The organism is Flavobacterium sp. KMS, assembly GCF_000813005.1.
GTDB lineage: Bacteria > Bacteroidota > Bacteroidia > Flavobacteriales > Flavobacteriaceae > Flavobacterium.
The window spans coordinates 105,020-119,121 of the sequence record NZ_JSYP01000005.1 but is presented as its reverse complement, the minus strand read 5'-3'; the positions used below and the strand labels follow the sequence as shown (position 1 = coordinate 119,121).

12 protein-coding genes are annotated in these 14,102 nt (G+C 33.5%); 5 read left to right on the top strand and 7 right to left on the bottom strand.

The window, feature by feature from the left end:
- From ubiE to OA93_RS07300, 7 genes are all read right to left on the bottom strand, one after another.
- On the bottom strand, positions 1 to 732 hold the full coding sequence (ubiE, locus tag OA93_RS07335; protein WP_039112491.1) for a bifunctional demethylmenaquinone methyltransferase/2-methoxy-6-polyprenyl-1,4-benzoquinol methylase UbiE: 732 nt from the start codon (positions 730 to 732) through the stop codon (positions 1 to 3).
- A gap of 577 nt (positions 733 to 1,309) precedes the next feature.
- Positions 1,310 to 1,792: a dihydrofolate reductase gene (locus OA93_RS07325; protein WP_039112490.1), complete on the bottom strand. Its 483-nt coding sequence runs from the start codon at positions 1,790 to 1,792 to the stop codon at positions 1,310 to 1,312.
- Between the two features lie 11 nt (positions 1,793 to 1,803).
- Positions 1,804 to 2,142, bottom strand: coding sequence for a 2TM domain-containing protein (locus OA93_RS07320; RefSeq protein ID WP_039112489.1), 339 nt, complete (start codon positions 2,140 to 2,142; stop codon positions 1,804 to 1,806).
- 170 nt (positions 2,143 to 2,312) lie between these two features.
- Positions 2,313 to 3,164 carry a thymidylate synthase gene (locus tag OA93_RS07315; protein ID WP_039112488.1) on the bottom strand — a complete coding sequence of 284 codons (852 nt, stop codon included), beginning with the start codon at positions 3,162 to 3,164 and terminating at the stop codon, positions 2,313 to 2,315.
- A gap of 62 nt (positions 3,165 to 3,226) precedes the next feature.
- Complete coding sequence (locus OA93_RS07310; protein WP_039112487.1) at positions 3,227 to 3,856, bottom strand: bifunctional nuclease family protein; 630 nt, start codon at positions 3,854 to 3,856, stop codon at positions 3,227 to 3,229.
- 166 nt (positions 3,857 to 4,022) lie between these two features.
- On the bottom strand, positions 4,023 to 4,991 hold the full coding sequence (locus OA93_RS07305) for an electron transfer flavoprotein subunit alpha/FixB family protein (RefSeq protein WP_039112486.1): 969 nt from the start codon (positions 4,989 to 4,991) through the stop codon (positions 4,023 to 4,025).
- Between the two features lie 76 nt (positions 4,992 to 5,067).
- Complete coding sequence (locus OA93_RS07300; protein WP_039112485.1) at positions 5,068 to 5,814, bottom strand: electron transfer flavoprotein subunit beta/FixA family protein; 747 nt, start codon at positions 5,812 to 5,814, stop codon at positions 5,068 to 5,070.
- Between the two features lie 474 nt (positions 5,815 to 6,288).
- Between OA93_RS07300 and OA93_RS07295 the strand changes: the two genes are divergently transcribed.
- The 5 genes from OA93_RS07295 to OA93_RS07275 all read left to right on the top strand — a co-directional run bounded on the left by OA93_RS07295 (position 6,289) and on the right by OA93_RS07275 (position 14,024).
- The gene (locus OA93_RS07295) at positions 6,289 to 7,269 is read left to right on the top strand and encodes a pyruvate dehydrogenase complex E1 component subunit beta (RefSeq protein ID WP_039112484.1); all 981 of its coding nucleotides are present in this window, start codon (positions 6,289 to 6,291) and stop codon (positions 7,267 to 7,269) included.
- 62 nt (positions 7,270 to 7,331) lie between these two features.
- A complete protein-coding gene (locus OA93_RS07290) occupies positions 7,332 to 9,833 on the top strand; it encodes a DUF5686 and carboxypeptidase-like regulatory domain-containing protein (RefSeq protein WP_039112483.1) in 2,502 nt (833 codons plus the stop codon).
- 282 nt (positions 9,834 to 10,115) lie between these two features.
- Positions 10,116 to 10,715 carry a DNA-3-methyladenine glycosylase gene (locus tag OA93_RS07285; protein ID WP_039112482.1) on the top strand — a complete coding sequence of 200 codons (600 nt, stop codon included), beginning with the start codon at positions 10,116 to 10,118 and terminating at the stop codon, positions 10,713 to 10,715.
- A gap of 110 nt (positions 10,716 to 10,825) precedes the next feature.
- Entirely contained in the window at positions 10,826 to 11,356 is a 531-nt protein-coding gene (locus OA93_RS07280) for an inorganic diphosphatase (RefSeq protein WP_035619852.1), read from the top strand.
- 112 nt (positions 11,357 to 11,468) lie between these two features.
- Positions 11,469 to 14,024: a sodium-translocating pyrophosphatase gene (locus OA93_RS07275; protein WP_039112481.1), complete on the top strand. Its 2,556-nt coding sequence runs from the start codon at positions 11,469 to 11,471 to the stop codon at positions 14,022 to 14,024.
- Positions 14,025 to 14,102 lie beyond the last annotated feature (78 nt).

The following is a 14,102-nucleotide window of genomic DNA, read 5'->3' as shown; positions in this document are numbered from 1 at the left end:
CTATTTTTTAGAAGCTGAATATATTGTTGCTACACCAAATGTTTGTGGCATAGCCACGACACTTATAAACCCAATTTTTCTTAAAATATTGTTTAAGACTTCTCCATGTGGAAATGCGGCAGCAGATTCTGACAAATATCCATAAGCTGAATTGTCTTTTGAAAACAATTTTCCTATTAACGGAAGTATATTTTTAGTGTAAAAAGAGTAGCCTTGACGGTATAGAGGTTTTTCTGGAACCGAGGTTTCAAGAATTACAAAAACACCATTAGGTTTTAAAACTCTTAAGATTTCTGATAATCCTTTTTCTAGATTTTCGAAATTTCTAACACCAAAAGCAACGGTAATTGCATCAAAATGATTGTCTCCAAAAGGTAAATTTTCAGAATCTCCTACAACCATGTCAATAGTTTGAGTAAGGTTTTTTGCTGCGATTTTCTTTTTTCCTACTTCAAGCATTCCTGAAGATATGTCTAAGCCAATAATTTTTTCGGCATTTGTCTGAGCCATTAAAATAGCTAAGTCGCCAGTTCCTGTTGCAATATCTAGAATTATCTTTGGTTTTTTGTCTGAAACTATTTTTAAAACTTTCTTACGCCATTTTATGTCAATACCAAATGAAATTACACGATTTAAGTTATCGTAATTTCCTGATATTGTATCAAACATTTGTTCTACTTGTTCTTTCTTGCCTAAGGCTGAATCTTTATAAGGTGTTATTTTCTCTGCCATTTTTTTTATTTGTACAAATATAATACAATCTGTATTAACTGTTATTCAGTTTCTTTAATTACGATATGAAATTATTTTTGGATCTGTGTTCTTATACCCACTTTTAATGATTTGTAAAAAATCACTAAAAGTGGGTATTGTAGGATCCTTATTTAATGTGGAAATTTACTTTGTAAAAATGTATATATTTTTTCAATGATTAATAGAGAATTAATGACCCAAATCAAATGGGTGCTACTTGCGCTTATCATCTCGTTTGTTCTAGTAAGTTGTTTTGAAAGTACTGTTTTTGAGAGCAGTATTCTTTTTAAAGCGCAAAATACGTTCTTAGGATTAAATTTGTTTTTGGAAATTTTAATTTTCTTTGTCTTTAGTACCTTCGTGGTATTTGGTATTAAAGGCTTTTTTGAGATGTACTCTCAAAAAATCTCAAATATTATAATATTCTTTTCTGGTGTATTTTTAATATTTGTAATTTTTATTTTATGTTATCAAATACTCTTTCTAGAGTAGGTCATTTCTCTAATCATTGTTTGCCAAAAAAAAGTCCCTCATTATTGAGGGACTTTTTTTTGTGCTATTGTCTAACGTAGGTCTCGTAAGTGTAATCGTAAAGATGTTTTTCATCTCTGGTGTTGGGTTCAGCCTCTACGAGTTGCCATTCCTTTTTATTAATTTCTGGAAAAAAGGCATCGGCCTCAAAGCTATGATGTACTCTTGTAATTTCTAGAATATCTGCTAATGGCATTCCCAGATTGTAAATTTCTCCTCCGCCAATAATAAACGAATCATCATTTTCGGGACATTTTGCAATTGCTTCTTCTATGCTTTTTACAACAATACATCCTTCTGGTTGATATTCTTCTTGACGCGTTATTACAATATGAGTTCTGTTTGGTAATGGTTTAGGAAAACTTTCAAATGTTTTTCGTCCCATTATAATATGATGTCCAGTGGTAAGAGCTTTAAATCTTTTAAAATCATTTGATAAATGCCAAATCATTTCGTTATTTTTTCCAAGCGCATTGTTTTCGGCAACAGCCGCAATCATTATAATCATTTTGTTTCGAACTAAAGTTTGTTTTCGGTATTGTCATTTATGCTTGAGTCTAGCTGAGCTATTCTTTTTTGTTGTAATGCAACAAGTCGGTCAATTTGTTCTCTTTCCCAATTCTTATTCATGAAACGGTCGGTGATATATACTTTTATAAAGTGTAAAATAAAAATAAAACACCATGCGGTAATTATCCATAGGTACCAAGTTTGCCCATTTGAGACATTAAAAAACCGATTGGCAATAAATAAAAATAAACTTCCTAAAAGGAATAAGACAAAATGGAAATAAAGGGTTTTCTTTTGTTTAATTCTTCTTCTGGCGTATTCATACTGCTCGTGTAATTCCTTTTCCATGAGTAAAATATTAGATTATAAAGATAAAATTTATTTTGAAACAGGACTGTTTTGATAGTTGAATATTTATCCTGTAAGAGATTTTGCTCTTGAAAGAGCATGGTTTGCATCTTTTTGAGATAAAAAAAAATCCGCTCGTTAAAGCGGATTGTTGTTATTTTTGATGTTTTTTATACGGCAACACTACCTTTGATCCCTGCATGTGGTTCATAACCTACAAGGGTAAAATCATCATAATCAAAATCGAAAATGTTTTTTATATCTGGATTTAAAACCATTTTTGGTAATGGTTTTGGTTCACGTTTTAATTGTAATTCCAATTGTTCAAAATGGTTATTGTAAATGTGTGCATCTCCAAAAGTGTGGATGAATTCTCCAGCTTCGAGGTCACAAACTTGTGCAATCATCATAGTTAATAAAGCATATGATGCAATATTAAATGGAACTCCCAAAAAGATATCGGCACTTCGTTGGTATAATTGACAAGATAATTTTCCTTTAGTTTCGCCTTTTTCAAGGTCAGGACTTGCTACGTAAAACTGAAAAAAAGCATGACAAGGAGGTAATGCAGCTTTATTGTTAGCTACATTTTCTTCAAAAGATTTTTTTGTATCTGGCAATACCGATGGATTCCAAGCAGAAACCAACATTCGGCGACTGTTTGGGTTTGTTTTAAGTTCGGTAATCAGTTCCGAAATTTGGTCGATTTCTTCACTATTCCAATTACGCCATTGGTGTCCATAAACAGGACCTAAATCTCCATTGCTGTCTGCCCAGGCATCCCAAATTTTAACTCCGTTTTCTTGTAGATATTTAATATTAGTATCTCCTTTTAAAAACCAAAGCAATTCGTATATGATAGATTTTAAGTGTAATTTTTTGGTAGTAACCATTGGGAAACCTTCACTTAAATCAAAACGCATTTGGTATCCAAAAACACTTTTTGTACCAGTTCCAGTTCTATCTCCTTTTTGACAACCGTTCTCAAGAACATGTTGTACTAAGTCTAAGTATTGTTTCATTTTTTATTTGGCTTTATGCCTTATGCTATAGGCTTTAAGCTTGTAGCGTAAAGCGTATTGCTTTATGATTCTCTCTTCGAAATTTCATCACGAATCTTGGCTGCTTTTTCATAATCTTCCTGAAGAACAGCTTGCTCTAATAATTCGTTAAGTTCTTGAGTTGTGTGTTTAGAATAAGTTTCGCCAGATTGATTAGATTCTTCTTCGCGACCAAATGTTTCTGGATTAGAAAGAACATCATCAATTTCTTGAGAATCCTTATCGCTCTCCATAGAGTTTGACTTTAAATAAATTCCTGCCTTATCCAATATGTTTTTATAAGTAAATATTGGAGCATTAAAACGCAATGCCAATGCTATAGCATCAGAAGTTCTTGCGTCGATTATTTCTTCAATTTTATCTCTTTCGCAAATTAAGCTGGAATAGAATACTCCATCAACCAATTTGTGGATAATAACTTGCTTAACAACAATATCAAATCGTTCTGCAAAGTTTTTGAATAAATCATGTGTTAATGGGCGAGGTGGTTTTATCTCTTTTTCTAAAGCAATAGCAATTGATTGCGCTTCGAATGCACCAATTACAATTGGTAACTTTCGTTCGCCATCAACTTCATTCAAAATCAAAGCATAAGCGCCATTTTGAGTTTGACTGTATGAAATTCCTTTTATAGATAATTTAACTAAGCTCATAAGTTGCAGACGTAAAAGGTATTACTACCTCATTTTAATTAGAATTTTGTGTAAAAAATAAAAGTGCAATTTTAATCAAAAAATATGGAACAAAAAAGCTACCTAAAGCAAAGATACGATTATCTTATTTTTAGGTAGCATTATTTTAGTATAGAATTTTTAAAATCTATGAATGTTGCGCTTTGAATGCTTTTAATTTTTCAATTAACTTAGGTACAATTTCAAAAGCATCACCAACAACACCATAATCTGCTACTTTAAAGAAAGGAGCTTCTGGGTCATTATTGATTACTAATTTTACTTTTGATGAGTTAATACCAGCAATATGTTGGATAGCTCCAGAAATTCCTATTGCAATATATAAGTTTGTTGCAACTGGTTTTCCTGTTTGTCCTACGTGTTCGCTATGAGGTCTCCATCCTAAATCTGAAACGGGTTTAGAACATGCAGTTGCAGCACCAAGTACAGCAGCTAAATCTTCTACCAATCCCCAGTTTTCTGGTCCTTTTAATCCACGACCTCCAGAAACTACGATATCAGCATCTGCAATAGATACTTTTCCAGTAACTTTTTCTACAGATTCTACTTTTACTCCAAAATCATTGTCTCCAATTGTTGGGTTAAAATCTTCTGCTGTTGCAGCACCAGCGCTTTCGTAAATACCATAAGAGTTTTTAGCAAGAGCTAATACTTTTACATCTGTACTGATTTCTGTAATATTGAAAGCTTTGTTAGAAAAAGCATTTCTTTTTACCTGAAAAGGGGATGTGCTTACAGGTAATCCTACCACATTTGATGCAAATCCAGCGTCTAAGCCAACTGCAACTAATGATGAAAGATAAATACTGTCTGTGCTAGAAGATAGTAAAACTACTTTTGTACCTTCTTTTTGAGCTGCTTGTTTAATAACGTCAGCATAAGCTTTAGCAGTAAAACCTGCTAACTTATCGTTAGTTACTTTAAGAACTTTATCAACTCCGTATTTCGATAATTCGCTTACGTCGCTTGTGTTTATAGTTAATGCTGTAACAGTTGTTCCTAATGATTCGGCAATTTTTTTAGCGTATGAAGCTAATTCAAAAGCTACCTTTTTAAATTTTCCTTCTGCAGATTCTGCATATATTAATATTGACATGATTTTATTTGTTTAAAAGTTTAAAGTTTTAGGTTTAAAGTTATTGTAACTGAAAACGGGGACTAAAAACTGATTACTAGATTACTTTCGCCTCGTTGTGTAATAAATTAATTAACTCATCTAAATTGTCTGGAGAAACTAATTTTACTGCAGATTTTGGAGCTGGTTTTTCAAATTTAACCGCTTTAGTATTTACAGGAGCATCAACTGGTTCAAGAATTGCTAACGCTTTTGTTCTTGCAGTCATAATTCCTCTCATGTTCGGGATACGTAAATCTTTCTCTTCAACTAATCCTTTTTGACCACCAATAATTAATGGTAAAGATGTGCTTACAGTCTCTTTTCCACCGTCAATTTCACGAACCGCTTTTACGCTAGTTCCGTCAACAGTTATATTTGTACAAGAGTTTAAAAAGTTATATCCTAAGATTCCAGAAATCATTCCAGGGACCATTCCACCATTATAATCTAATGATTCTTTTCCTGCAATTACTAGATCGTAACCACCAGTTTTGATAACTTCTGCAAGTTGTTTTGCAACGAAGAAACCATCAGTTGGGTTTGCATTGATACGAATTGCTTCGTTTGCTCCAATTGCTAATGCTTTACGTAAAGTTGGTTCAGTGTCAGGACCTCCAACATTTACTACAGTAACCGTAGCGCCTTGTTGCTCCTGAAACCAAATTGCACGTGTTAGGCCAAATTCGTCGTTAGGATTAATTACATATTGTACGCCGTTGGTATCAAATTCTGAATCACCATTGGTAAAGTTGATTTTTGAAGTAGTATCAGGTACATGACTGATGCAAACTAATATTTTCATAAGTATATATTTTATTATTTCTAAATACGTTTCCACAAATTTAGAAATATAATCCGAATAATTTACTATGCATGCATAATATTTTAGAAAACTATTACGTTTTCGTAAAATGGGACTTGAATTTTGAATAATGTTGCTTTTTATGCCTGAAAAAGTGGTTATTAAGCAAATATTTATGACTTAAAAAGAATCAATAGTAAATGAAAAAAAGAAATATTGGAGTCTTTTTTGCTGAATTTTATTTCCTTAAAATGGAATTTCTAGCAAAATAAAAAATAAATAAGAAGGGTATAACTATTTTATAGTGTAATATATCGATTTCGTAACTGGAAAATTTTGATTGTCAAAAGTTAAAGTTCTAGTAAAACATCCATATAGCAAGTACTTCTTGTTTTTTAAACTAAATTTATGCATTTAAGTAATTTAAAATATTTATTTTTGCTTTTCAGAAAATTACAACATACAATATAAAATATGAGAACAATACAATTTAGAGAGGCCATTTGCGAAGCGATGAGTGAAGAAATGCGTCACGATGAATCCATATATTTAATGGGCGAAGAAGTTGCAGAATACAACGGTGCATACAAAGCATCAAAAGGAATGCTTGCTGAGTTTGGCGAAAAAAGAGTAATTGATACTCCAATCGCAGAACTTGGATTTACAGGAATTGCAGTTGGATCTGCAATGAACGGTTGTCGTCCAATTGTAGAATATATGACTTTCAACTTCTGTTTAGTTGGTATTGATCAAATTATAAATAACGCTGCTAAAATGCGTCAGATGACAGGAGGACAATTTAATGTGCCTATCGTTTTTCGTGGACCAACTGCTTCAGCAGGTCAATTAGGAGCAACACACTCTCAAGCTTTAGAGAACTGGTTTGCAAATACACCAGGACTTAAAGTTGTAGTTCCATCTACACCTTATGATGCAAAAGGACTTTTAAAATCAGCTATTCGTGATAATGACCCTGTAATCTTTATGGAGTCTGAGCAAATGTATGGTGATAAAGGAGAAGTTCCAGACGGAGAATATACAATTCCTCTAGGAGTTGCTGATGTTAAACGTGAAGGAACTGATGTAACAATCGTATCTTTTGGAAAAATTATCAAAGAAGCATTTATTGCAGCAGATGAATTAGCTAAAGAAGGTATCTCTTGTGAGATTATCGATTTAAGAACAGTTCGTCCAATGGATAAAGATGCAATCTTAACTTCTGTTAAAAAAACAAACCGTTTAGTAATTCTTGAAGAGGCTTGGCCATTTGCAAGTATATCTTCTGAGATTACATATATCGTACAAGAACAAGCTTTTGATTTTCTTGATGCGCCAATACAACGTATTACAACTGCAGATACACCTGCACCTTACTCTCCTGTATTGCTTAAAGACTGGTTGCCAAATTCAGGTGATGTCATAAAAGCAGTTAAGAAGGTAATGTATAAAAAATAAGAAAATTAACAATACTAATAAAACTTCATCATTTTCTTATTTGATGAAGTTTTTTTTGGATTATGAAAAGAATAATTGTACTCAGTCTATTTTTCTTATTCGCATTTGTGAATAGCATTTTTGCACAAACAAAAGTGAGTGGAATCGTCTTAGATAAATCCAATCAACCGATTCCGTTTGCAAACGTAGTTTTTAAAGGAACCAATATAGGAATTGTTTCTAATGAAGATGGACGTTTTTATTTAGAATCGGCAAATACTTATACTACAATAATTATTGCATCGGCAGGTTTTTCTGAAAAAGAAATTACTTTAGAGAAAGCAGTAAACTACAACTTTAAAGTAGTACTGAACGAAGCCGAAAGTTTAAAAGAAGTAGTAATCTTTACTGGTAAAACTTCTAAAAAAAATAATCCTGCGCTTGACATCCTTAGAAAAATCTGGGAGCGAAAACGTAAAAACGGATTATACCAGTTTAAACAATACCAAATGGAGAAGTACGAAAAAGTGGAATTCGATATGAATACCATTGATAGTGCCTTCATGAAAAATAAGATTTTTAAAGGAATGGAATTCATCTTTAAACAGGTGGATACTTCTAAAATTACAGGAAAAACATATTTACCTATTTTTATAAATGAATCTTTGTATGATGTATATGGAGATAATAATATAAAGAAAGTAAAAGAGATAATAAAAGGAAGTAAGACTTCTGGGTTTAATAACAACCAGCAAATATTATCTTTTGTAAAAGACCTATATTCTGAATACAATATTTACGACAATCACCTTACATTCTTTGATAAAAGCTTTACAAGCCCATTATCTACAACAGGAATCGATGTGTATAACTATGTTTTAAAAGACAGTACATTTATCGATAACAAATGGTGTTATAATATCGTGTTTTATCCAAGACGTAAAAACGAATTAACTTTTAAAGGAGATTTTTGGGTAAACGATACCACATTTGCAATCAAGAAAATTAATATGGCAGTTACAAAAAGTGCCAATATTAACTGGGTAAAAGATATTTATATCGAGCAAGAATTTGATGTAGTAAGTGATTCAATCTTTCTTCTTACGAGAGATTATATGATGTCGGATTTTGCATTAAACAAAAAAGAAAGTTCAAAAGGTGTCTATGGAAAAAGAACGAGTTCTTATAGAGATCATAAATTTAATATATCAAAACCAGCAGCTTTTTATAAAGAAGAAGTTAACTATATAGATAACGAAGTTTATAATAGGCCTGATGAATATTGGGAAGAAAACCGATTCGAAAAACTGACCAAAGACGAGCAAGGTGTTTATAAAATGCTCGATACATTGCAAACGGTCAAGAAGTTTAAGCAATTGTATAGCTTAGTTTCTATACTTGGTAGTGGATATGTAGAGTTTCCTAAGTTTGATTACGGACCGATATTCTCCACCTTTGGATATAACGAAGTCGAAGGAGTTCGTGTACGAGTAGGAGGAAGAACTTATTTTGGACCAAATGACCCATGGCGATTACAAGCATATACCGCATATGGTTTTGAAGATAATAAGTTTAAATATGGAGTTTCGGGAAAATGGATGGTCGATAAAAAGAATCGTCTTATTATCTCGGGAGGAAACAGGCGCGATGTAGAGCAAATTGGAGCTAGTTTAACCACAACCAATGATGTTTTAGGTCGAAGTTTCGCTTCATCAGCATTGTTCACAACAGGAAGCAATGGGAAATTAACCAACATTAATTTAACCAATGTTGCTGCCGAAATCGAACCAATCAAGAACCTAACATTTCAGGTAGGATTATCATATCGTACATTAGAGTCAGCATCGCCAACTTTTAGTTTAGATTATTATACAACTTTACCTTCTGCCACAAATCCTGCGGGAGTTATAGAAAGTGAAGTAAAACAATCCGAAGCAAATATTCAGATAGAATACACTCCAAATCGTAAAACAATTGGTTTTGGGGTTGAAAGAAATAACGTTGACAGTCCGTTTAGTAGATTCTTTATTAATTACAGCCACGGATTTAAAGGCGTACTGAATAGTGATTTTAAATACGAAAAAGTTCAGTTGTATTACAAGCAACCTATAATTATTGGTCCGCTTGGTCGTACAAACCTTATTTTGGAAACAGGAAAAACATTCGGAACAATTCCGTTAGGATTAATGAGTGTAATCCCGGGTAACCAGACTTACTTTACAATTGAGAATACATTTAGTAACCTGAATTTTTATGAGTTTGTAACCGATCAATACACGACTTTGCAATGGGATCATAATTTTGGCGGACGACTTTTTGCTCGAATTCCATTTATGCGTAAACTCAATTGGAGAGAAATTATTGGTGCCAAAGCAGTATACGGAACAATCTCGGATGCAAACAGAGCAATTAATGCATCAGGCTTGGTTTACAATGCACCCGAAAAAGTGTATTGGGAATACAGCGCAGGAATCGGGAATATTTTTAAAGTATTCCGTATCGATTTCTCTTGGAGAGGAAGTTATCTAAATACACCAGATGCTAATAAATTTGCAGTAAAAGGATCTTTCGGATTTTACTTCTAATATTTAGATAAAAAAATAATCTTGTAAAGCGCCAAGTCACTAAGTTTAATTTCTTAAGACTTGGCGTTTTTGTATGATTAATATTTTGTTTCACGCAAATTTATTCTTTTTCAATGCTAATTAAAGATCTCTTTAATCTGCCAAATCTGCGTGAAAAGAAAACTTTGCGAGTTTTTTTTAATTAATTTTAGGAGCTATTCCCGCTATCCGTTTCAATCTTTTGTTTTTTAAAGAAAAAACAAAAGGATTTCCACTTCTATCGGGGCTAAAAAACTCACAGGTATGCAAGAAGCTATCGATTATCTTTCAAATAAAAGTCCAATTTTTCAGGCAATCATTAAAGAGTATGGCTTGCCACCAATCCCGAAGCGACCACAAGGATTCGAGACATTGGTTTTGCTTATTCTAGAGCAGCAAGTATCTATAGATTCAGCGAAAGCTACATTTTTAAAAATTAAAGCATATACAACTTGTAATCCCGAAACATTAGTAATCTTACCCGATGAAGAGTTTCGTGCTTTGGGTGTAAGCCGACAAAAAACAGCGTACATTAAAATATTAGCTTTAGCGATATTAAATAATGAAATCAATATTGAAAGTTTTGCTACCAAATCAGCCAAAGAAGTTCGTGAGGAACTTATAAAACTAAAAGGAATCGGGAATTGGACCATCGATATTTATTTGATGTTCTGTCTTCAGGAGCCCGATTTAATTCCGCTTGGAGACATCGCTGTCATAAATACAATCAAAGAATTGCTTGATATTCACGACAAAACAGAGATGGAAAACCTTACCTCACAATGGAGCCCATATCGTTCTTATGCTACATATTTGCTTTGGCATTATTATTTAAAGAAAAGAAAAAGAACTATTACCTATTAACTGCCTGTTTTTTAAAAGAAAAGTGCATAGATTAATGGATTTTTTCATTGTAAAAAAGGATTCTTTAACTACTTTTGCAATCGAAATTATAGAAAAAATAAAAAACGAAAATGACCGCAGACAAACTAACAACTTTCGATGTATTAATCGAAATACCAAGAGGAAGCAGAAATAAATATGAGTACGATTTTGAAATAAAAAGAATGCGTTTCGACAGAATGTTATTCTCTTCAATGATGTACCCAGCCGATTACGGATTTATTCCTGAAACTTTGGCTCTTGATGGCGATCCACTAGATGTATTAGTTCTAGTAAATGAGCCTACTTTTCCTGGATGTGTTATGGAAGTAAAACCAATCGGTGTTTTCCATATGGCAGATGATAAAGGACCAGATGAGAAAATTATTTGTGTACCAGTTTCTGATCCAATCTGGAATTCATTAGAAAACCTTTCGGATATTAATCCACACTTATTAAAAGAAATCGAACACTTCTTCCAGGTTTATAAAGATCTTGAAAACAAACAAGTAGATGTAGAAGGTTGGGGAGATGTAACAGAAGCATTTAATATCATTGCAGAATGTACTAAACGTTTTAATGATATCGAAAATAAACCAGAGGGATTATTTAGTATTAAATAATTTTTATCCTATTCTATTATAAAAAAAGCAGCACTTAGATAAGAGTGTTGCTTTTTTTGTTTAAATTCGTTTAGTTACATTACTAATACTAACCAAAATACCATTAAAAATTATGAATGCATTTATGATTTATTTGCCAATTGTTATGGCAATTATAGGATTACTTTTCATGGCAATAAAAAGGACTTGGGTGTTAAAACAAGATGCTGGCGATGGCAAGATGAAAGCCATTTCAGACCATATTTATGAAGGAGCATTAGCTTTCCTGAAAGCCGAGTATCGATTGCTTACCTTTTTTGTAATTGGAGCAAGTATTGTTTTAGCGGGAATTTCATTTATAGTTCCCACCACACATATATTAATAGTAGTAGCTTTTATTTTCGGAGCATTTTTCTCTGCTTTAGCTGGGAATATGGGAATGAAAATAGCAACCAAAACCAATGTTAGAACCACACAAGCAGCAAGAACTAGTTTGCCACAAGCATTAAAAGTATCTTTCGGTGGAGGAACCGTTATGGGATTAGGAGTTGCCGGATTAGCTGTTTTAGGGTTAACCGGTTTTTTTATAGTATTTTTTCAGGTATTTATGGGTGGAGTTTGGACTTCATCTGAAGATATGACAAAAGTTCTGGAAACATTAGCAGGATTTTCATTAGGAGCCGAGTCGATCGCATTATTTGCAAGAGTAGGAGGAGGTATTTATACTAAAGCTGCCGATGTAGGTGCTGATTTAGTTGGTAAAGTAGAAGCTGGAATTCCAGAAGATGATCCTCGTAATCCAGCTACAATTGCAGATAACGTGGGTGACAATGTGGGAGATGTTGCAGGAATGGGAGCCGATTTATTTGGTTCGTATGTTGCTACAGTTTTGGCAGCAATGGTTCTGGGTAATTATGTAATAAAAGATATGGGTGGGAATATCCAAGATGTTTTTGGAGGAATCGGACCAATTTTATTACCAATGGCAATTGCTGGTTTCGGAATCTTGTTCTCTATTATTGGAACGACATTAGTAAAAATTACAGATGATAATGCAAAAGAAGCACAAGTACAAAAAGCATTGAATATAGGAAACTGGGTTTCGATTGTTCTAACTGCAATAGCTTGTTATTTTTTAGTACAATATATGTTACCAGAAACCATGCAAATGAGTTTCTTTGGAGAAGGTTCTAAAGATATTTCTTCAATCAGAGTATTCTATGCTACCATTGTTGGATTAATCGTAGGAGGAGCTATTTCTTCAGTTACCGAATATTATACAGGATTGGGTACAAAACCAGTATTGGCAATTGTACAAAAATCAAGTACAGGCGCAGGAACAAATGTTATTGCAGGATTGGCAACAGGAATGATCTCTACATTTCCTACTGTACTTTTATTTGCTGCAGCAATCTGGATATCTTATGCATTAGCAGGATTTTATGGAGTGGCATTAGCAGCATCTGCAATGATGGCAACAACAGCAATGCAATTAGCAATTGATGCTTTTGGACCAATATCTGACAATGCAGGTGGAATCGCCGAAATGAGCGAATTACCAAAAGAAGTTCGTACAAGAACAGATATTCTGGATTCAGTAGGAAATACTACAGCAGCCACGGGAAAAGGATTTGCAATTGCTTCGGCAGCATTAACTTCATTGGCACTGTTTGCGGCGTATGTAACATTTACAGGAATTGACGGAATTAATATTTTTAAAGCACCAGTTTTGGCAATGCTTTTTGTGGGAGGAATGATTCCTGTAGTTTTCTCAGCTCTGGCTATGAATTCTGTAGGAAAAGCAGCGATGGATATGGTGTACGAAGTACGTCGCCAGTTTAGAGAAATTCCAGGAATCATGGAAGGAACTGGAAAACCAGAATACGCAAAATGTGTAGATATTTCGACCAAAGCCGCTTTACGCGAAATGATGCTTCCAGGAATCTTAACGATTGGTTTTCCTATTGCGATTGTTCTTTTAGGGAAATTAGTTTACGGAAGCAATAACCAATTAATCGCCGAAATGTTGGGTGGTTATATGGCTGGAGTTACAGTTTCGGGAGTTCTTTGGGCAGTTTTCCAGAATAATGCAGGAGGAGCTTGGGATAATGCAAAAAAATCTTTTGAGGCAGGAGTACTTATTAATGGAGAAATGACCTATAAAGGCTCGGATGCGCATAAAGCAGCCGTAACAGGAGATACAGTTGGAGATCCATTTAAAGATACATCAGGACCATCGATGAATATTTTGATAAAACTAACTTGCTTAATCGGGTTGGTAATTGCTCCGATATTAGGCGAAGGACATTCAGCTTCGGGAATGGCAGAAGGAGGTTCTTGTTGCGCTAAAACCGAAATGCATGGAGGACATTCTAAATGTGATATGTCTAAAATGGCAACAATGACCAGAGAGGAATGTGCACAAATGTGTAAAGAAAAAGGATGCAGTCCAGAAGAAACTGCAAAATGTTTAGCAAACTATGATGCAAACGGAAAATACCTTCATAAAAAAACGGATTGTTTTGATACAACTAAATACACTAAAACCGATGCAGTTCGTGTAGAAATTGTAAACGTGAATGGTCAGGTTGTAGGAACGGTTAGAACTACAACAAATGGTAAAGTAGATGAAAAGGTTTTTAAAGGAACAGCAGATGAGGTTAATGCTCAAATTGATGCTTTGAAATAATAAAATGACTTATCAATCTTGAATACTTACACTTTGACAAAGTTCTAAAAACAAAAAATGCCTCTAATAATTTAGAGG